This window comes from Nocardia sp. bgisy134 (assembly GCF_057708325.1).
Genome location: NZ_JBYIRW010000005.1, coordinates 210,857 through 228,857 on the forward strand (window position 1 = coordinate 210,857; position 18,001 = coordinate 228,857).

General features: G+C 68.6%; 18 protein-coding genes and 1 tRNA gene. 14 read left to right on the top strand and 5 right to left on the bottom strand.

All coding sequences use genetic code 11. The features are described 5' to 3' along the window. Positions 1 to 155 precede the first annotated feature (155 nt). The 3 genes from AC3ERS_RS11800 to AC3ERS_RS11810 all read left to right on the top strand — a co-directional run bounded on the left by AC3ERS_RS11800 (position 156) and on the right by AC3ERS_RS11810 (position 4,616). Complete coding sequence (locus AC3ERS_RS11800; protein ID WP_431966522.1) at positions 156 to 2,009, top strand: ABC transporter ATP-binding protein; 1,854 nt, start codon at positions 156 to 158, stop codon at positions 2,007 to 2,009. After that, positions 2,006 to 3,898: an ABC transporter ATP-binding protein gene (locus AC3ERS_RS11805; protein WP_431966524.1), complete on the top strand. Its 1,893-nt coding sequence runs from the start codon at positions 2,006 to 2,008 to the stop codon at positions 3,896 to 3,898. The genes AC3ERS_RS11800 and AC3ERS_RS11805 overlap by 4 nt, the downstream gene beginning before the upstream one ends. Positions 3,899 to 4,010: 112 nt before the next feature. After that, complete coding sequence (locus AC3ERS_RS11810; RefSeq protein ID WP_431966526.1) at positions 4,011 to 4,616, top strand: putative glycolipid-binding domain-containing protein; 606 nt, start codon at positions 4,011 to 4,013, stop codon at positions 4,614 to 4,616. A 17-nt stretch (positions 4,617 to 4,633) separates the two neighbouring features. Here AC3ERS_RS11810 and AC3ERS_RS11815 read toward each other — a convergent pair whose 3' ends face one another. Then, positions 4,634 to 5,581 (bottom strand): prephenate dehydrogenase, encoded by a 948-nt coding sequence (locus AC3ERS_RS11815; RefSeq protein ID WP_431966528.1) that lies wholly within the window; start codon positions 5,579 to 5,581, stop codon positions 4,634 to 4,636. Between the two features lie 58 nt (positions 5,582 to 5,639). Here AC3ERS_RS11815 and AC3ERS_RS11820 point away from each other — a divergent pair, with 58 nt between their 5' ends. The 6 genes from AC3ERS_RS11820 to AC3ERS_RS11845 all read left to right on the top strand — a co-directional run bounded on the left by AC3ERS_RS11820 (position 5,640) and on the right by AC3ERS_RS11845 (position 8,502). After that, complete coding sequence (locus AC3ERS_RS11820) at positions 5,640 to 6,179, top strand: tRNA adenosine deaminase-associated protein (protein WP_431966530.1); 540 nt, start codon at positions 5,640 to 5,642, stop codon at positions 6,177 to 6,179. A 13-nt stretch (positions 6,180 to 6,192) separates the two neighbouring features. Beyond that, positions 6,193 to 6,669, top strand: coding sequence for a nucleoside deaminase (locus tag AC3ERS_RS11825; protein WP_431966532.1), 477 nt, complete (start codon positions 6,193 to 6,195; stop codon positions 6,667 to 6,669). 248 nt (positions 6,670 to 6,917) lie between these two features. Continuing rightward, positions 6,918 to 7,008: transfer RNA gene (locus AC3ERS_RS11830), tRNA-Ser, on the top strand. A gap of 101 nt (positions 7,009 to 7,109) precedes the next feature. Beyond that, complete coding sequence (locus AC3ERS_RS11835; protein WP_431966534.1) at positions 7,110 to 7,370, top strand: hypothetical protein; 261 nt, start codon at positions 7,110 to 7,112, stop codon at positions 7,368 to 7,370. Then, complete coding sequence (locus AC3ERS_RS11840; RefSeq protein WP_431966536.1) at positions 7,367 to 7,744, top strand: PIN domain-containing protein; 378 nt, start codon at positions 7,367 to 7,369, stop codon at positions 7,742 to 7,744. The genes AC3ERS_RS11835 and AC3ERS_RS11840 overlap by 4 nt, the downstream gene beginning before the upstream one ends. Before the next feature lie 179 nt (positions 7,745 to 7,923). Next, entirely contained in the window at positions 7,924 to 8,502 is a 579-nt protein-coding gene (locus tag AC3ERS_RS11845; protein WP_431966538.1) for a hypothetical protein, read from the top strand. A 114-nt stretch (positions 8,503 to 8,616) separates the two neighbouring features. Here AC3ERS_RS11845 and AC3ERS_RS11850 read toward each other — a convergent pair whose 3' ends face one another. Next, complete coding sequence (locus AC3ERS_RS11850; RefSeq protein WP_431966540.1) at positions 8,617 to 9,057, bottom strand: winged helix-turn-helix transcriptional regulator; 441 nt, start codon at positions 9,055 to 9,057, stop codon at positions 8,617 to 8,619. A gap of 94 nt (positions 9,058 to 9,151) precedes the next feature. Between AC3ERS_RS11850 and AC3ERS_RS11855 the strand changes: the two genes are divergently transcribed. Then, the gene (locus tag AC3ERS_RS11855) at positions 9,152 to 9,799 is read left to right on the top strand and encodes an NADPH-dependent F420 reductase (RefSeq protein ID WP_431966542.1); all 648 of its coding nucleotides are present in this window, start codon (positions 9,152 to 9,154) and stop codon (positions 9,797 to 9,799) included. A gap of 193 nt (positions 9,800 to 9,992) precedes the next feature. Beyond that, positions 9,993 to 10,193, top strand: coding sequence for a hypothetical protein (locus AC3ERS_RS11860; RefSeq protein ID WP_431966544.1), 201 nt, complete (start codon positions 9,993 to 9,995; stop codon positions 10,191 to 10,193). A 72-nt stretch (positions 10,194 to 10,265) separates the two neighbouring features. Here the strand turns inward: AC3ERS_RS11860 and AC3ERS_RS11865 are convergent, their stop codons facing one another. Further along, positions 10,266 to 11,258 (bottom strand): EamA family transporter, encoded by a 993-nt coding sequence (locus AC3ERS_RS11865; RefSeq protein ID WP_431966546.1) that lies wholly within the window; start codon positions 11,256 to 11,258, stop codon positions 10,266 to 10,268. 224 nt (positions 11,259 to 11,482) lie between these two features. On the opposite strand from AC3ERS_RS11865, the gene AC3ERS_RS11870 reads away from it, so the two are divergent. Beyond that, entirely contained in the window at positions 11,483 to 11,683 is a 201-nt protein-coding gene (locus tag AC3ERS_RS11870) for a hypothetical protein (RefSeq protein ID WP_431966791.1), read from the top strand. A gap of 155 nt (positions 11,684 to 11,838) precedes the next feature. On the opposite strand, the gene AC3ERS_RS11875 is transcribed toward AC3ERS_RS11870, so the two are convergent. Both AC3ERS_RS11875 and AC3ERS_RS11880 read right to left on the bottom strand, forming a co-directional pair. Further along, the gene (locus AC3ERS_RS11875) at positions 11,839 to 14,136 is read right to left on the bottom strand and encodes an MMPL family transporter (RefSeq protein WP_431966548.1); all 2,298 of its coding nucleotides are present in this window, start codon (positions 14,134 to 14,136) and stop codon (positions 11,839 to 11,841) included. Between the two features lie 230 nt (positions 14,137 to 14,366). Beyond that, on the bottom strand, positions 14,367 to 16,664 hold the full coding sequence (locus AC3ERS_RS11880) for an MMPL family transporter (protein WP_431966550.1): 2,298 nt from the start codon (positions 16,662 to 16,664) through the stop codon (positions 14,367 to 14,369). Positions 16,665 to 16,866: 202 nt separating this feature from the next. Here AC3ERS_RS11880 and AC3ERS_RS11885 point away from each other — a divergent pair, with 202 nt between their 5' ends. Beyond that, complete coding sequence (locus AC3ERS_RS11885) at positions 16,867 to 17,460, top strand: TetR/AcrR family transcriptional regulator (protein ID WP_431966552.1); 594 nt, start codon at positions 16,867 to 16,869, stop codon at positions 17,458 to 17,460. A 36-nt stretch (positions 17,461 to 17,496) separates the two neighbouring features. Further along, entirely contained in the window at positions 17,497 to 17,955 is a 459-nt protein-coding gene (locus AC3ERS_RS11890; RefSeq protein WP_431966553.1) for an RrF2 family transcriptional regulator, read from the top strand. The last annotated feature ends 46 nt before the right edge of the window (positions 17,956 to 18,001 follow it).

The following is an 18,001-nucleotide window of genomic DNA, read 5'->3' on the forward strand; positions in this document are numbered from 1 at the left end:
ACCGCAGCTTAGACCGGCTACCCGCTCGTGGTGTGGCGAAAAATCGGTTGGCCGGAACGCGACGTGGTGCGACCCTGGGATGTCGGACCCCGCTGCGAACATCGCCGGGCGCCGGATCACTCGACACCGCGATCCACACACCACGAGGGGGAGCATTGTCAGTCACGCTCGAGTTGCCGTCGGCCGAATCGGACGCGGACAGACCCGAGCGGCCCGCCGGCACGCCGCCGGGCCGCCTGCATTCCCTGCGGCGCTTCGGGCCGTACCTGCGCCCGCACCGGGCCGCCCTGCTCGGGGCGACCACCTTGGCGGTGCTGGCGACGCTGACCGCCGTCGTCATACCACTGCTGATCGCGCGCATCATCGACGGACCCATCGCGCACCGCGACTACGGGGGGATGGTGGTGCCCGTCCTGCTGGTACTGCTGCTGGGCCTGCTGGAGGCGTTCGGCATCTGGGGCAGGCGCTGGCTGGTCTCCAAACCGGCCACGTCGTTCGAGATCACGTTGCGCGCCAAGATCTTCCGCAAGTTGCAGACGCTGGCGATCGGGCGCCACGACGCCTGGGAGTCGGGCCAGCTGCTCTCGCGCGCCGTCGACGATCTGGCCGTCCTGCGGCGATTCGTCGCGTTCGCCGGACCGTTCCTGGTGATCCACATCGTGGTGATCCCGATCGGCCTGCTCGTGCTGTGCCTGCTGAACTGGCGGGTCGGCCTGATCTTCGGCCTGATCTCGATTCCGCTGGTGTTCATCGCGACCAGGTTCGAGCGGCGCTACGCGGTGGCTTCGCGGCGCTCGCAGGATCAGTCCGGCGACCTGGCCACCACCGCGGAGGAATCCGTGCAGGGCGTGCGCGTCCTGAAGGCGTTCGGCCGCGGTCTGTTCTTCGGTTCGCGATTCACCGCCCAGTCGCGCGAGTTGCAGCAGACCGAACTGCTCAAGGTGCGACTCGACGCCAGGCTCTGGTCGGCCATGATGGGCCTTCCGCAGCTGGCCATCGCTTTCGCGCTCGGCTACGGCGGGTACGCGGTGGCGCACGGCACGATGACGCTCGGCACCCTGGTCGCGTCCATCACGCTGGCGACCTTCCTCCAGTGGCCGATCATCTGGACCGGCTTCCTGCTCGCCGAGCTGAACGACGCGCGCACCGCCGCCGATCGCTACTGGGAGATCATCGACACCCCGGTCGACATCACCGACCCCGCCGATCCGGTGCGGCTGCCGGAGCGTATCGCGGGCGAATTGACCTTGGACGGTGTGCGTTTCGCGTTCCCGCGCGGCGAGGACGAAGGCAAGGACCCGATGCCGGACACGGAACGCGAAGTGTTGCGCGACGTCTCGCTGAAGGTGCGGCCAGGCGAGACGGTGGCGCTGGTCGGCGCGACGGGCAGCGGAAAGACCGCACTGCTCAACCTGATTCCGCGGCTCTACGACGTGACCGGCGGCGTGATCACCATCGACGGCATCGACATCGCCTCGATGCGGGTGTCGGACCTACGTTCGGTGGTGGCGGTCGCGTTCGAGGACCCGGTGTTGTTCTCGGCCAGCGTGCGCGAGAACGTCGCGCTCGGCGACCCGGAGGCCACCGACGAGGACGTGCGCCGCGCGCTGGACATCGCCCAGGCCACGGATTTCGTGGACAAGCTGCCGTGGGGCCTCGACACCAGGATCGGCGAGCAGGGCCTGAGCCTGTCCGGCGGCCAGCGGCAACGGCTGGCCCTGGCCCGCGCGGTGCTCGGCCGCGCGAGCGCCGGTGACCGCCCCCGGATCATGGTGCTCGACGATCCGCTGTCGGCGCTGGACGTGGAGACCGAGGAGCGGGTGCAGGAACGGCTGCGCACCGTGCTGGCCGGCGCGACCACGCTGCTCGTCGCGCACCGGCCGTCCACCGCGGCGCTGGCCGATCGGGTGGCGTTGCTGGCCGAGGGCTGCATCGTCGCCGAGGGCAGCCACGACCAACTGCTGCGCAGCAGTGCCCGCTACCGCGAATTGATGGGAGGCGAAGCGTGACCGAGACCGTGTCGAAAGACGCGGTGAGCGAGCCGGATTCGGTCGACGAGGTCGCCGACTGGCGTGGCATCGCCAGCGAGGACAAAGAGGTCACCGAGACCGGAAACCTGGTGCTGGCCGGGCGATCCCGGCGGCTGCTGCTCGACCTGGTTCGCCCGTACCGCAGGCTCGCGGTGCTGGCGCTGGTGCTGATCGTGGTCGACAACGCGGCCACCGTCTCGGCGCCGCTGTTCGTCGCCTACGGGCTCGATACCGGCATTTCCGAAGGCGCCAAGGGCAATTGGACGCCGCTGACGCTGACCGTCGCAGGCTACCTCGCCGTGGTCGGCATCAGCGTGTGCACCACCTTCAGCTTCCTGCGGGTCTCGGGCAGGCTCAGCCAGAGCGTGCTGTTCGACCTGCGCGTGCGGCTGTTCGGGCACATGCAGCGGCTGAGCGTGAGCTTCCACGAGAAGTACACCTCGGGCAAGGCGGTCGCCCGGCTCACCGGCGATATCGAAACGCTCCAGGAACTGCTGGAGAGCGCGCTGAACCAGGCGCTGAGCGCGATCCTCTCGGTGGTCACCATCGCGGTGCTGCTGGTCTACCTGGACCAGACCCTCGCGGCCATCGTGCTCGTCGGTTTCGTGCCGCTGGCGCTGGTGACCAGGTGGGCGCAGCGCAGGCAGCGGGCGGGCTACCGGCGCACCCGCGGCGCCATCGCCAAGGTCGTCGTGCAGTTCGTCGAGTCCATGGGCGGCATGCGCGCGGTGCAGGCGTTCCGCCGCGAGCAGCGCAACGAGGCCGTGCTCGCCGTCGAGGACGCCGAGTACCGGACCGCGACCACCGCCGCCATGCGCGGCATGGGCGATTACGCCGGACTCACCCGGCTGCTCGGCAACCTCACCACGGTGATCGTCATCGTGGTCGGCGCGTGGCAGGTGATCGAGGGCAACCTCGCCGTCGGCGTGCTGGCCGCGTACCTGCTGTACCTCAACGAGTTCTACGGCCCGCTCGACGAGCTCGCCCAGGTGTTCAACTCCTACCAGTCCGCCGCCGCGGCGCTGGAGAAGATCTCCGGCGTGCTGGAGGAGGAGCCCTCGGTGCCGGAACCGAAGGATCCGGTGCCGCTGGGCAAGGCCGCGGGCGCGGTGCGGATGGACGAGGTGTGGTTCGGTTACGACGCCGAGCCCGGACCGGAGGCGACCGACGCGGCGGGGCGCGGGCCGGTGCTGCCCGAGTTCTCGCTGGAGATCCCGGCCGGGCAGGTCATCGCCCTCGTCGGTGCGACCGGTGCGGGCAAGTCGACCCTGGCCAAGCTGCTGACCAGGTTCTACGACCCGTCCGGCGGCACGGTCACGCTGGACGGGATCGATCTGCGCCGGATCTCCGATGCCGACCTGCGGCGCACTGTCGTCATGGTGACCCAGGAGTCCTACCTGTTCTCCGGGTCGGTCGCCGACAACATCCGCCTCGGCAGGCCGGACGCCACCGATGCCGAGGTGCACGCGGCCGCCCGCGCGGTCGGGCTGCACGACTTCGTCGTGAAGCTGCCGGAGGGTTTCGACACCGACGTGCGCAAGCGCGGTGGCAGGCTCTCGGCGGGGCAGCGGCAGCTGGTCGCGTTCGCCAGGGTCTTCCTCGCCGATCCGGCGGTCATCGTGCTCGACGAGGCCACCTCGAGCCTGGACATCCCTGGTGAACGGTTGGTTCAGCGGGCGCTGGAGACAGTGTTACGGGACCGCACCGCCGTGATCATCGCGCACCGGCTGTCCACCGTGGCGATCGCCGACCGCGTGCTGGTGCTCGAACACGGCCGGATCGTCGAGGACGGCGCCCCCGCCGAGCTGATCGAGGGCACCGGCCGCTTCGCCGGACTGCACGCCGCGTGGCGCGAGTCACTGGTGTGATGCCCGCGGCGTTCGCGACGGGCCAGGAGGAGGTAGCGCAGCGTGACCACACGGGGACCCGCGAGCGACGCAAAAATACAGCGTGCCGGGTTTTTTCGCTTACGGTAGATACGTGACCAATCCAGCCCCCGCCCCCGACAGCAAACCGGCGGCACCTCGGTGGCCGGCAATTCTGACATGGCGCGCGCACAACGCCACGCGGATGGAATCGGTGCGCGTGACACTGAACGGCAATCGCATTCGCGCCGCCGGTCGCATGATCGGCGGGGCGTGCGAGGACCACCCCGCCTTCAGCGCGTCCTACGACCTGGTCACCGACGAGAACGGTGCGACCAAGCGGCTGTCGCTGCGCGCGACCACCGCGGCGGGGGAGCGGCACGCCTCGATCGCCAGGGACGAGGAGAACTACTGGCTGGTCGACGCGGGCGGCAGCCACGTCCGCTCCACCTTCGCGGGTGCGCTCGACGTGGATGTGGTGCTCAGCCCGTTCTTCAACACCCTGCCGATCCGGCGCTACGGGCTCCAGCACGCGGTGGACGACGTGCAGGTGCCTGTGGTGTACGTGCGCCTGCCCGATCTGCTCGTTCAAGAGGCCAGCCTGGTCTACAGCAGCGGCACCGACGGCATCAGCGTGCTGTCGCCGGTCTCCAGCGCGACGGTCACCGTCGACGAGGACGGCTTCCTGCTGGACTACCCGGGGCTGGCCGAACGCATCTGAGTTCGGGCCATCCGAGTTCAGACCCCGGTGATCACGCCGCCGCGCCGCCCGGCCTCGCGCAGCCGCTCCAGCCAGTCGTGGTCGCCGGGCCGCACGTCGGTGATCTCCCAGCGCCGCGCGGTCTCGTAGTCGTTCCTCGCGTCGTGGCCCGCCTGGGTCAGGTCGGCGAGCGAGCCCTCCGCGCGCAGGGTGTCGCGGGCCGCGCTCAGCACCGTCAGCGTTTCCTCCAGCACGGCGAGCAGCGCGTCGGCGTTCGGTTCGCAGATCGCGCGCACCAGCTCGGGAGCGGTCGCCGCGACCCGGGTGCCGTCGCGGAAGGATCCCGCGGCCAAGCCGAGCGCGAGCGGCCCGCCGCCCGCGCCCGCGACGGCCAGCGCCTCGGCGAGCACGTGCGGCAGGTGCGAGATCCGCGCGACGGCACGATCGTGTTCCTCGGCGACCACCGGAACCACCACCGATCCGCAGTCCAGCGCCAGCGACGCCACGCGACGCCACGGATCCGCGTGCGTTCCCGCATCGACGCCCACCGCCCAGACCGCGTCGCGGAACAACTCGGGATCCGTGGCCGCCCAACCGGATTCGGAAGTACCGGCCATCGGATGCCCGCCGACGAAGCGCCCGGCCAGTCCGTGCTTGCGCACCGCGGCGGCGACCGGGGCTTTCACGCTCACCACGTCGGTCAGCATGCATTCCGGCGCGAAGGTGGCCACCGAGGCGAGGATGTGATCGACGGCGGGCATCGGCACCGCGATCACGATCAACGCGTCGGCTTGCGCGGCCCGGCCGAGCACGCCGGGCAGGTCGTCGTCCACGTCGAAACCGTCGGCACGTGCGGCGGCCGCCCCGGGTTGCGATCTGTTGTAACCGAATGCCGTATAGCCCGCCGACACGGCGGCGCGTAGCAGGGAACCGCCGATCAGGCCCGTCCCGAGGACACACACCGGTGCTTTCTGGTCGCGAGTCACCGGAACAGATTCGCATACGACTTCAACATTTGAGCTCGAGCCGACTACCGTTGCGGCCATGGCAGCACAGCGCTCGGGCACGAACAGGGCGGCGTCGGAAGATTACGACGACGTGGAAGGGTTCGCAGTGGCGGTTGTCCGCGAAGAAGGCAAATGGCGGTGTAGTCCGTTGACCCAGGCTGCGCTCACCGATTTGTCCGTTGCGGAAAACGAGCTGAAGGCATTGCGCAGCTCGGGGGCGGTCTTCGGTCTGCTGGACATCGACGACGAGTTCTTCATCGTGTTGCGGCCCGCGCCGAGCGGCACCAGGTTGCTGGTCTCGGACGCCACGGCCGCGATCGATTACGACATCGCCGCCGATGTGCTCGAGGCACTGAACATCGAAATCCCCGATATCGATCCCGACGAAATCGACGACATCGAACCGTGGGAAGAGGGCGATCTCGCGGTACTGGCCGACTTGGGCCTGCCCGAGCCGGTGCTCAGCGTGATTCTCGCCGAGACCGACCTGTACCCGGACGAGCAGCTGGGCATGATCGCCCAGCGCCTCGGCTTCGCCACCGAACTCTCGGCGATACTGGACAAGCTGCCGCGGTGATCGCGGTGCGCGCATGACTGTGCTGCCCGAGAACCCGCTCGTCTCGGACGTCGCGATGATGCGCGCCGCGCTCGACGCGGCCGCGGCCGCCGATCCGCGCGATGTGCCCGTCGGTGCGGTGGTCTTCGACGCGTCCGGTCGCGAGCTGGCCCGCGCCGCCAACGCCAGGGAGGCGCTCGGCGACCCGACCGCGCACGCCGAGGTGCTCGCGCTGCGCCGCGCCGCCGCGGTGCACGGGGACGGCTGGCGGCTGGAGGGCGCGACCCTGGCGGTCACGCTCGAGCCGTGCACGATGTGCGCGGGCGCGCTCGTCCTCGCGCGGGTCGGGCGGCTGGTGTTCGGCGCGTGGGAGCCGAAGACGGGCGCCGTCGGCTCGCTGTGGGACGTGGTGCGCGACCGTCGGCTCAATCACCGCCCGCAGGTCCGCGCCGGCGTCCTGGAACCGGAGTGCGCCGCCCTCCTCGACAACTTCTTCCGCACCCAGCGCTGAGCCCGCCCCCGTTTACCGGGGCTTACCGGGCCCGTGGCAGCGGGACCGCCCTCATTTACCGGGGCCACGGCAGCGGGACCGCCCTCATCTATCGGGGCCGCGGCAGCGGGACCGCCCCCATTTACCGGGGCCGCGGCAGCGGGACCGCCCCCATCTATCGGGGCCGCGGCAGCGGGACCGCCCCCGCGGCAGCGGGACCGCCCCCAGCCGATTTAGCGATCCGGACCGGGTCAGGTAACCTAGTCGGCGGTGGCGTGTCCGAGCGGCCTAAGGAGCACGCCTCGAAAGCGTGTGAGGGGTAACCCCCCTCCGAGGGTTCAAATCCCTCCGCCACCGCCAAAGCCCCTCACCCGTTCACTCGGGTGAGGGGCTTTTCCTTTGCTCGGGCAGCGGCCTGATCACAGGTATGACTCGGTCATACCTGTGGGTAGAATGGCCTCATGGCCAAGATCACCATCAGCATTCCCGACGACATCGCCGAGAAGGCGAATCACGCGGTAGCCGCCGGACTGGCGGGTTCGGTGTCGGCCTACTTCACCCAGCTCGCGCAGCGCGAGCCGGATTGGGCCGCCGCCGCCGAGATCATTGCTGAACTTGCCGCCGAGGCCGGTGTCACCGACGCCGACCGGGCCGAGGCCGCCGCCGCATTCACCGCCGCCGAGAACGCCGCCGCTGCTGACGCTCTCGGCGGTGCCGCGTGATCGTCGTTCTCGACTCCGGTGCACTGATCGGGCTGGAGAAGCACAGCGCCGCAGCGGTGGCCGCCCTCGAGTACGCCCAGCGCAACAACTACGACATCGTTGTGCCCGCAACGGTTCTCGCGCAATGTTGGCGCAACAGCCCCCGGCAGCACGCAGTGTCTCGGCTGTTGAAGACTCGTGCCCTCCGCGTGGTGGACCTCACCGAGGCGCATGCCTACGCGGTCGGGAAATTGCTCGCCGACACCGGTACGGCCGACGTGGTGGACGCTCACGTGACAGTCCTGGCGCGAGCGCTGCGGGCAACCCTGGTGCTCACCTCCGACCCCGACGACTTGAAGGCTCTCGACCCGGCGGTACGGCTGCACATGGTGTAGGAGCGGCATCCGCGTCGCCCACCCCCCACCCGACCCACTCGGGTGGGGCTTTCTCATCGCGACGCGCAAGGTGCGACCGACCTCGCCTGCCATCGGAGGATCGTCTGTTACCGCTGGCAGGGGCCCGGGCTTTTGCGGATGGTGTAGCCGCCGAACTCGGATTGCCTCAGAATCGAACGGTGAATTCGGTTGTACAGCAGCTACTTACGCTGAGCGCAGTGGTTTTGGGTGCTGGATCGACATTTGCCGCGACTACCTTGACGGAGCGGGCGAAATGGCGACGAAGTCAGGATACGCGGTGGGATGACAAACGGTTGACAGCGTACAGCGAGTACGCAAACGCGCTGAAGCAGTACGTGCAGATCTCGTATCGGCTGGCGGCAGCACGAGGCTATCCCGCCGTGGCCCTACCCATCGACATCGAAGTCGGATTACTGGCGTTGGCCGAAGCGGAGGCGGAGAAGACCATCAAGTGGGAAGGGGTCTTGCTACTCGGCTCCCCTGAGGCTGTGGCGGCGGCGCGCGCGTGGAACCGGGCGGCTTGGGAACTCGGCTGGGCCGCTCGGGGGCATGTCATCGAGCCTGCGGAGTACGTCCGACGGTACTCGGAGATGGGGCGCCGAAGGAATGAGTTCTATGAATGCGCGCGTGCGGACCTCGGCGTCAGAAGTGGCGAACTTCCACCGGGGGATCGGCCATGGTTGCCGCCGGGAGTTGGTGAATCCGGGGATCCGGAAACTGACATCGGTGCGGTGTGACACGCACCACCAGCTTGTCTCCACAGAGCCGGCGGCGGATCGACTCGCTCGGCGGCATGGCCGCCGCAGTGACATCGAGCGACTGCCGACTGCCTTTCCTGTCGCACTCCTGGATCAACTCGGGAACCGGCACCGAAGGGTGTCCGCCGGAGTAGGCATTGGGGGCGCATCGCACGCCGGTGTGCGCTCGTTCTCCGCGTCGTCCTGGGCGGCGAGTAGGTCGTCGCCGTTCTGGAGGATCCATTCGCCCATGGCTTTCATCGGGCCGTCGACCAGGCTCGCTCCCAACCTGGTCAGGCCGTATTCGACGCGGGGTGGCGCCTCGGGGAATCGGTGGCGCTCGATCAGGCCGTGGCCGAGCAGGCGGTGCAGCGCCTCGGTGAGGGCTTTGTCGCTGACTCCGCCGATGTCGGCGCGCAGGTCGCTGCGGCGGCGGGGGCCGGTGTGCAGGGCGACCAGCACGACCGGGTCCCAGGTGTGGGCGAACAGGTCGGTCGCCGCTCGCACCCGGCAGTCCGCGACCAGCTCTCGGCGTCGGTCCTGGTAACCGCTCATGTCCCCGATGATCGCCCCTTGTCACGCACCGATCGGTGCGTATCGGTTTCCCTACCGTAGCCGTCGACCGAATGGATGCGACAAGGGAGACATGATGCGGATCGGGATTCTCGGCACGGGCACGCTGGCCGCCGCGCTGGGCGGCTGCTGGACGCGGGCGGGACACCACGTCACCGTCGCGGGGCGATCGCAGGACAAAGCCCGGACGCTGGCTGCTCGTCTGGGTGGCGGCGCCCGAGCGACCACGGTACGCGAGGCCGTCGCCGGGGCCGATGCGGTGCTGCTCGCGGTGGCCTGGGACGGCGTGGCCGACATCCTGCGCAGCGCCGAATCCGCCACGGGGACACTCGCGGGCACGACGCTGATCGACCCGACCAACGCCGTCGATCACGGGGTCGGTGTGCTGTCCACGCCGCCCGGCGGGTCGGGTGCGCAACGCGTGGCCGAACTCGCGCCGGGTGCCAACGTGGTCAAGGCGTTCCACCTCTTCCCCGCCGAGCAGTGGGGTGAGCTGCCCGGCCACCCCGTGACCGTCGCGATCTGCGGGGATCATCCAAATGCTTTGCGCGTCACCGAGACCCTGGTTCGCGATGCCGGTGCGGAAGCCGCCGTGCTCGGCGGGCTCGACCGTGCCAGGCAACTGGAAGAAGCGGCGGGCTTCGTTATCGCCCTCGCGTTCAAAGGCTTCGACCCGCGCGCCGCGGTGCCGCACGTACCGGCGGGCGCTCGAGCGGTCCCGTAGTCGGCGCCACGGACGACAAAAGGCCCCCGCCCGGCAGCGCGGGCGGGGGCGAGTGGGCGGATGTCGGCTGGTGTCCGATTCGCGCGGTAGAACCTCGAATTCCGGGTATACGCGGAACAGATGGAAGCGGGAAGGGATGTGACGCCTAATGCGCCGCCGAGCCGTCCGCGTGGGAACGATGCGCGAGAGTTACATGAGAATCGGAAGTCTGATCGTCTTGATCTGGTTGTTGATCGGAGTGGCCGCCTGCGTCCAGCGCGACTACTTCGACAGCGGCCCGGTCAATTGCGCCGGTGCAGGCACGATCGCGGTCACGGTGATCGCGGGTCCGCTCAACTACATGGGCGTGAATCCGAAGGTCTCGGATTGCAATGTGCCGCAGCCGAGTCCGTAGTCGGCGCGGGTAGCGCGCCGGGCGACGGAACCATGGCCCCGCCGGTCTTCTCGACCGCCGGGGCCGATTCGTTCAGCGGGCAGCCGCGGCCAGATCCCGCGGTCGCGGGGCAGGTGATGCGCTGTCGGCCACCGTGTGCCCAGCCTCGTGCGGCGCTGCTACGGGCCTTCGATCGGCCGCGAAATAGGCCGAGCCCGCGGCGGCCACGACCACGATCGCGACGCCGCCCCACTGCGCCGCGTGTAGACCCTGGCCCAGCAACATCCACCCGGCCAGCGCGGCGGCCGCCGGTTCCAAACTCATCCACACCCCGAACACCGACGCGTTGATCCGCCGCAGCGCGGTCAGCTCGATGGCGTGCGGCACCAGCGACGAGCACACCGCGATCACGGCGACCCCGGCCAGCAGCAGCGGGTTCAGCAATGCCGAACTGCCTTGCGCCACAAGGAAAGGCAGCACGATGACGCCGCTGAACGCCATGGCCAGCGCGAGCCCGTCGTGGCCCGCGGTGTGCCGCCCGACCACCGAGCTACAGGCGATGTACGCGCCCCACCCGGCGCCGCCGAGCAGGGCGAACAGCACGCCGGTCCACGACATCGGTCCGCCGGAATCCATGAGCAGCAGTACGCCCGCTCCCGCGAGGAGCACCCAGAACGCGTCGCGCGGCTTGCGTGATCCGAGTAGGGCGACGGTGAGCGGGCCGAGGAATTCGATGGTGACCGCGACGCCGAGCGGAATCCGTTCGATAGCCGCGTAGGAGCAGAGATTCATTGCGGCGATGGCTATTCCGAGCCCGGCGATACCGGGCAGCGCGTGGCGAGGCACCCGCAGCGCGGGCCGCCAGAGCAGCAGGGCGAGCACGCCGGCGACGGCGATGCGCAGGCAGGCGACCACGTCCGCGCCGCCCGCGAGCGGGAACAGCTGTTTGGCCACGGCCGCGCCGACCTGGATGGAGACCATCGCGCCGAGCACCAGCAGTGGCGCGGGCACCCGATCGATGGGCGTTCGAGTGGTGAGAGGGGGGAGTGTGCGCAGCGGTATCTGTTCGACCGAAGTGACGACCACGAGCCAAAAAGCTAGGTGTGCAAAGTAAAAGAATTTTGACTGCCCGGTTGCCGCACCCGCCTTCCTTCGTTGCGAAATGTCGCCCGAACTGTGGCCGAGCGCACTGGGAGTAACCGCGGGGCATGAGGGTATCTCCCCCCTTACGCCAGTCGGCGCGAGTGTGGAAGGAAGCGATGACTATGCGCGAGCGAGTGACTCACGGGCGGGCTGCGCGCGAATCCGGGATGCGGTGGTTCAGTCTGCTGCTCCTGGTGTGGTTGGCCATCGGCATGATCGCCGCAGGCCAGCGGCAGTACTTCACCAGCGGGCCGATCAACTGCGCCGGATTCGGCACGATCGCGCTGACCGCGGTCTCCGGCCCGCTGAATTACATGGGACTCAACCCCAAGGTGTCGAACTGTGCCGTGCCGCGGCCGAGTGAGTGACTCGGTAGCAACCCGGTAGCGCCGGGCGGTCAGCTACCGGTTGCCGGGCGTAGCTTCGCCTTCGATCCGGCCATCGCTGGGCCGTGGGCGGCTGCGTCCGGGACGAGAACGGACCCACACCGAACAGGTGCGGAGCCGATTCGACCGCGCGGGGGTCAGTCGCTGACCGCGACGGACTCCCGCGCGGCGCCCGTCCGGGCTCGCAGCTCGCGTAGCCGCGCGCCCTCCACGTCGATATCCGGCACGATCTTGTCCAGCCACTTCGGCATCCACCACGCCCACTCGCCCATCAGCACCAGCAGCGAGGGGATCAGCACCATCCTGACCAGGAAGGCGTCGAGCAGCACGCCCGCCGCCAGCGCGAAACCCATGGACTTGGCGGTCGGGTCGGATTCCAGCAGGAACGAACCGAACACGGAGATCATGATGATCGCCGCCGCGGTGACCACGCGCGCGCCGTGGTGGTAGCCGTTGACCATGGCCTCCTTGGGCGAGGCGCCGTGCACGTACTCCTCGCGCATGCGGGTCACCAGGAACACCTGGTAGTCCATCGCCAGGCCGAACACCAGACCGATCAGCATGATGGGCAGAAAGCTGACGATCGGATGCGGATCGTCGATCAGCCCGAGCTCGCCGTCCTGGAAGATCAGCACGGTCGCGCCGAACGTCGCGGCCATGGAGAGCAGGAACCCGAGCGCGCCGGTCAGCGGCACCAGAATCGAACGGAACACCAGGATCAGCAGGACGAAGGCCGCCCCGGCGACGATCGCCATGTAGGGCACGATCTTGCTGAGCAGCACGTGGTCGATGTCGGCGTAGATGGCGGTGGTGCCGGTGATGCCGTATTGGATGCCGTACTCGGCCTTCAAGCCTGCTTCGGCTTCGCGGGCGTCGCGCACCAGATCCTTGGTGGACTGGTTGTTCGGGCCCGACTTCGGCACGCCGTCGAGCAGCGCTCCGTTGCCGTCCCGGCTCAGCGTCGGCTCGGTCACGTAGTCCATGTCGGCGTAGGAGATCAGCTTGTCGCGCAGTGCGTTCAGCGCTTCCGCCCGGCGATCCACGGGCACGTCGGTGAGGTCGACAGCGACGTTGAGCACCCCGTTGCTGCCTTCGCCGAAGCCTGCGGTGCGCAGCTCGTAGGCCTTACGCACGGTGGAGGTCTTGGGCATGCTGTCCTCGCCGGGCAGGCCGAGGTTCAGTCCGGCCGCGGGCGCGGCGAGCAGGCCGAGCACCACGACGCTGAGCACCAGCGTGACGGCCGGAACGCGGCCGATCAGCCGGGCGACGCGCATGCCGTTGGTGATGATCGAGTCGTCCTCCGGGTCGTGCGTGGCGATGAACGGCAGCTCGGGCTTGAAGAGGAACCTCCCGAGCGCGCCGAGCAGCGCGGGCATCAGCGTCAGCGCGACCAGCACCGCGAAGGCCGCCGCGATCGCGCCGCCGAGACCCATGAACGTCAGGAACCTGACGCCGACGACGCTGAGCCCGACGAGCGCGATGATCACGGTCAGCCCCGCGAACACCACCGCGGACCCGGCAGTGCCCAACGCGGTGCCTGCGGCTTCCTCGGCCGAATCCTGTACGGCGAGTTCGTGTTTGTACCTGGACACGATGAACAGCGCGTAGTCGATGGAGAGCGCGATGCCGATCATCGAGGCGAGGAACGTGGTGAAGCTGGGGATGGACAGCACCGAGGTGCCGAGCAGGATCAGCGATGTCGCCGCCCCGAGGCCGACGATCGCGGTGACGATCGGCACGAAGGCCGCCACGAGGGCGCCGAAGGCCACGATCATCACGATCAGCGCGACGCCCATGCCGATCATCTCCGACTTGCCGCTCGGGACCTGTTGCTCCATCGCGATGGTTCCGCTGAGCTCGACGGTCAGCCCGGCGTTGCGCGCGGCGTCGGCGGCGTCGTAGGCGGCCGCCCGATCCTCGGCGGTGATGTCGGCGAACTCCTTGATGGTGAACGGCACGCTCACGACCGCGACGGTGTCGGGCTCGGTCTTGTTGAGCACGTTCAGCGGCGCTCCGCTACAGGTGGAGACGTTCGGCTCCGGCACGAGGCAGCCCATCTGCTTGGCCGCGGCGACCGGGTCGACCAGCGGCTTGGCGTGGTCGACGATGCCGAGGCGCTGCAAGCTGCCGATCAGCGCGACGACCGCCTCGTGATTCACCGGGTCGGTGAGCTTCTGCCCCTCGGGCGCGCCGATCACATACGTCCCGGTGACGGCGTCGAACTCGAACGCCGCGGACATGCCGGGGAAGTGTTCGTCGAGGATTTCCGTCGCCCGCTCGGACGGCAGATTCGGCAGGCTGAAGTCGTCGGTCATCGGTTCCTTCAACTGCGTGCCGAGCGCGGCGAGGAGCAGGAAGAGGACGAGCCATACCGGCAGCACGATCCACTTGCGGCGGAAAGCGAATTTTCCCCACCGGTACAGATACACGGACAACGGGTTCTCCTCGCGGTGATCGGGTCGAGCCGGTTCGGGCACAAGCGCGCGGGCTCACCCGCCGCGCATTCACGAACTACCGCCGCCGCGCCGATGCGCAGGCGGTCAACCGAGCAAAGAGTCGAACACCCCGAGTCTGCTGCGGACCGAGCGCGAGATCAAGAACCCCCGGAAACACGTCGGCCCCGCACCCAGACCAGGGTGCGGGGCCGACGGTCGGCGGAATCCGATCAGCTCACGGCGACCGGTTCCTTCTTCAGCTCGACGGACTTCCGCTGCAGTTCACGCAGCTTGGTGCCCTCGACATCGATATCGGGCACGATCCGGTCCAGCCACTTCGGCATCCACCAGGACCACTTGCCCATGATCACCAGCAGCGCCGGGATCAGGACCATGCGGACGATGAAGGCGTCGAACAGGACACCTGCCGCCAGCGCGAAACCGAAGGTCTTCGCGGTCACGTCCGTCTCCAGGATGAAGGAGGCGAACACCGAGATCATGATGATCGCAGCGGAGGTCACCACGCGCGCGCCGTGGTGGTAGCCGGCGACCACCGCTTCCTTGGGCGACTTGCCGTGCACGTATTCCTCGCGCATGCGGGTCACCAGGAACACCTGGTAGTCCATGGCGAGACCGAAGACGAGGCCGATGAGCATGATCGGCAGGAAGCTGACGATCGGCTGCGGATCGTCGATCAGGCCGAGCCTGCCCTCCTGGAAGATCAGCACGGTCGCGCCGAAGGTCGCGGCCATGGAGAGCAGGAAGCCGAGCGCCGCGGTCAGCGGAACCAGAATCGAGCGGAACACCAGGATCAGCAGGATGAACGCGGCGCCCGCCACGATGGCCAGGTACGGCGCGATCTTGCTGAGCAGCACGTGGTCGACGTCGGCGTAGATGGCGGTGGTGCCGGTGATGCCGTACTCGATCCCGTACTGCGCCTTCAGCTCCGCCTCGGCATCGCGGGCGTCGCGCACCAGGTCCTTGGTGTCCTGGTTGTTCGGGCCCGACTTCGGCACGCCGTCGAGCAGCGCGCCCGCCTTGTCCTCGCCGCTGAACTGCGGTTCGGTGACGTAGTCCATGTTGTCGTAGGACGCGAGCCGATCGCGCAGGGCGTTGACCGCCTCGTCGCGCTTCTCCGGTGCGACGTTGCTCAGGTCGACCGCGACGTTGAGCACGCCGTTGCTGCCTTCGCCGAAGCCTTCGGTGCGCAGTTCGTAGGCCTTACGCACGGTGGAGGTCTTGGGCATGCTGTCCTCGCCGGGCAGGCCGAGGTTCAGTCCGGCCGCGGGGGCGGCGAGCGCGCCGAGCGCCACGACGGACAGGATCAGCGCGACCCACGGCGCCTTGCCGATCAGGCGGCCGAAGCGCATGCCGTTGGTGACGATGGCGTCGTTCTCCGGGTCGTGCTTGGCGACCAGCGGCAGCTTGGGCTTGAACAGGAACCGGCCGAACGCGCCGAGCAGCGCGGGCATCAGCGTGGTCGCGGTGATGACCGCGAAGCCTGCCGCGATCGCGCCGCCCAGGCCCATGAAGGTCAGGAACTCGACGCCGACGATGCTGAGCCCGGCCAGGGCGATGATCACGGTCAGGCCGGCGAACACCACCGCGGAACCGGCGGTGCCGAGCGCGGTGCCCGCCGCCTCTTCCGGCGAATCCTGTACGGCGAGTTCGTGTTTGTACCTGGACACGATGAACAGCGCGTAGTCGATGGAGAGCGCGATACCGATCATCGAGGCGAGGAACGTGGTGAAGCTGGGGACCTCGATGACCGAGGTGCCGAGCATGATGACCGAGGTGGCCGCGCCGAGGCCGATTATCGCGGTGACGATCGGCACGAAGGCCGCCACGATGGCGCCGAAGGCCACGATCATCACGACCAGCGCGACGCCCATGCCGATCAGCTCGGCGGTACCGCTCGGCTGCTCCTGAGTCTGGGCGATGGAACCGCTCACCTCGACGACGAGACCGGAGTTCCTGGCGTCGGCCCCCACGTCGTAGGCCGCCTTGCGGTTCTCCTCGGTGACGTCGGAGAACTTCGCGATGCTGAACGGCACACTGATGACGGCGACGGAGTTCGGGTCGTCCTTGCTCAGCACGTTCAGCGGTGCGCCGCTGCACTGCGAGGGATCGGGATTGGCCAGGCAGCCCATCTTGTCGGCGGCGTCGATCGGGTTCGAGATCGGCTTCTCGTGGTCGACGATGCCGAGCTCGCCGAGCTTGGCGATGAACGCCTCGACCGCCGCACGGTTCGCGGGATCGGTCAGCTTCTGCCCCTCGGGGGCGCCGATGACGTAGGTTCCGGTGACGGCGTCGAACTTGAACGCCTCGGACGCACCGGGGAAGTGCTTGTCGAGAATGTCGTTGGCTCGGGCCGAGGGCAGCTCGGGCATGCTGAAGTCGTTGCTCATCGGCTTGCTGAGCTGCGAGCCCAGGCCACCCAGGAGCACGAACAGGACAAGCCAGACCGGAAGCACTATCCATTTCCGGCGGAAAGCGAACTTTCCGAATCTATAGAGGTAAACGGACACGAGGGGTACTCCTAGCGATGACTGGGGCGTGCTGGATCGTGGCGTGCAGACAACACTCTCGCGGGGCTCCCTGCTGTCCCCGCCTCCATATACGCTTCTGCCTACCGTGCGGTAGGTAGACTACCGAGCGGGTAAGTGGAGGTACAACCTCAATTTTGGTGGCAACCTTAGCCCTGCGCAGGATTGATGAGAGGATCATCCAATGGCCGGACCCGACGCACCCGAGAGCGTTATCGCAGGTAGTGGCACTAAAATCGCGATTCGCGACGCGGCTGTGAAGCTATTCGGCGCCAAAGGATTCGAGCAGACGAGCCTTCGTGAGGTCGCGGATGCGGTCGGAATCACAAAGGCGTCGCTGTACTATCACTACCCCTCGAAGCTCGATCTGCTCCTGGCGATCATCGACCCGATCATCGATCATCTGCGCTCGGTCGTCGAGGACATCGACGCGGTCCCGCACAACGCCGAGGGCGTGCGCGCGGTGCTGCGCGGTTACCTGCGCGGGCTCATCCGGCACCGCGACGCGGGCGCGCTGTGCGTGCGCGACGCGGTGGCGATCGTCAACGCGATGGCCGACCGATATCCGGACCTGAGGGATTCCAACCAGGTGCTGCGCGATTGGCTGGCGGGCCCGAATCCGAACGACGAGGCGCGGGTGCGAGCCTGCGCCGCGCTCGAAGTGCTCGGGGTGGCGCTGATCTCGAAGGAGCTGGTGCCGGGCGCCGACGACTCGCTGCTGGAATCCACGCTGCTCGACTCGGCCACCTGCGTGTTGACCGCCTGCGGCACCGCGTAGATTCGAGCGCGTCGTCGAACACGCCTGGGAGTAGCCGTGCACATCACCGCGAAGGTCGATTACGCGGTGCGGACCCTGCTGGAGATCGCCTCGGCCACACCGGAGGCCAAGATCAAGGCGGACGCCATCGCGACCGCGCAGCGGATTCCGCCGAAGGTGCTCGAGACCGTGCTGGGGGAGCTGCGCCGCGCCGAGCTGGTCGTCAGCAGGCGCGGCCCCGACGGCGGCTACTCGCTGGCCAGGCCCGCGTCCGAGATCTCCATTGCCGACGTGATTCGCGCGGTCGAGGGCCCGCTCGCCTCGGTGCGCGGGCATCGGCCGGAGGACGTGAAGTATCCGGGTACCGCCGAACCGCTGCAGCGGGTGTGGATCGCGCTGCGCGTGAACATCCGCTCGGTGCTGGAGAACGTGACGATCGCCGACATCGTCGCCGACGGTTTGCCCGAGTTCGTGGAGGCGCTCACCGGTGACCCCGGCGCCTGGGCACGGCGCTGAGCTGGGATTTCCGCCGGGAGAAAACTTCACGACAGCTGTCGGCGAT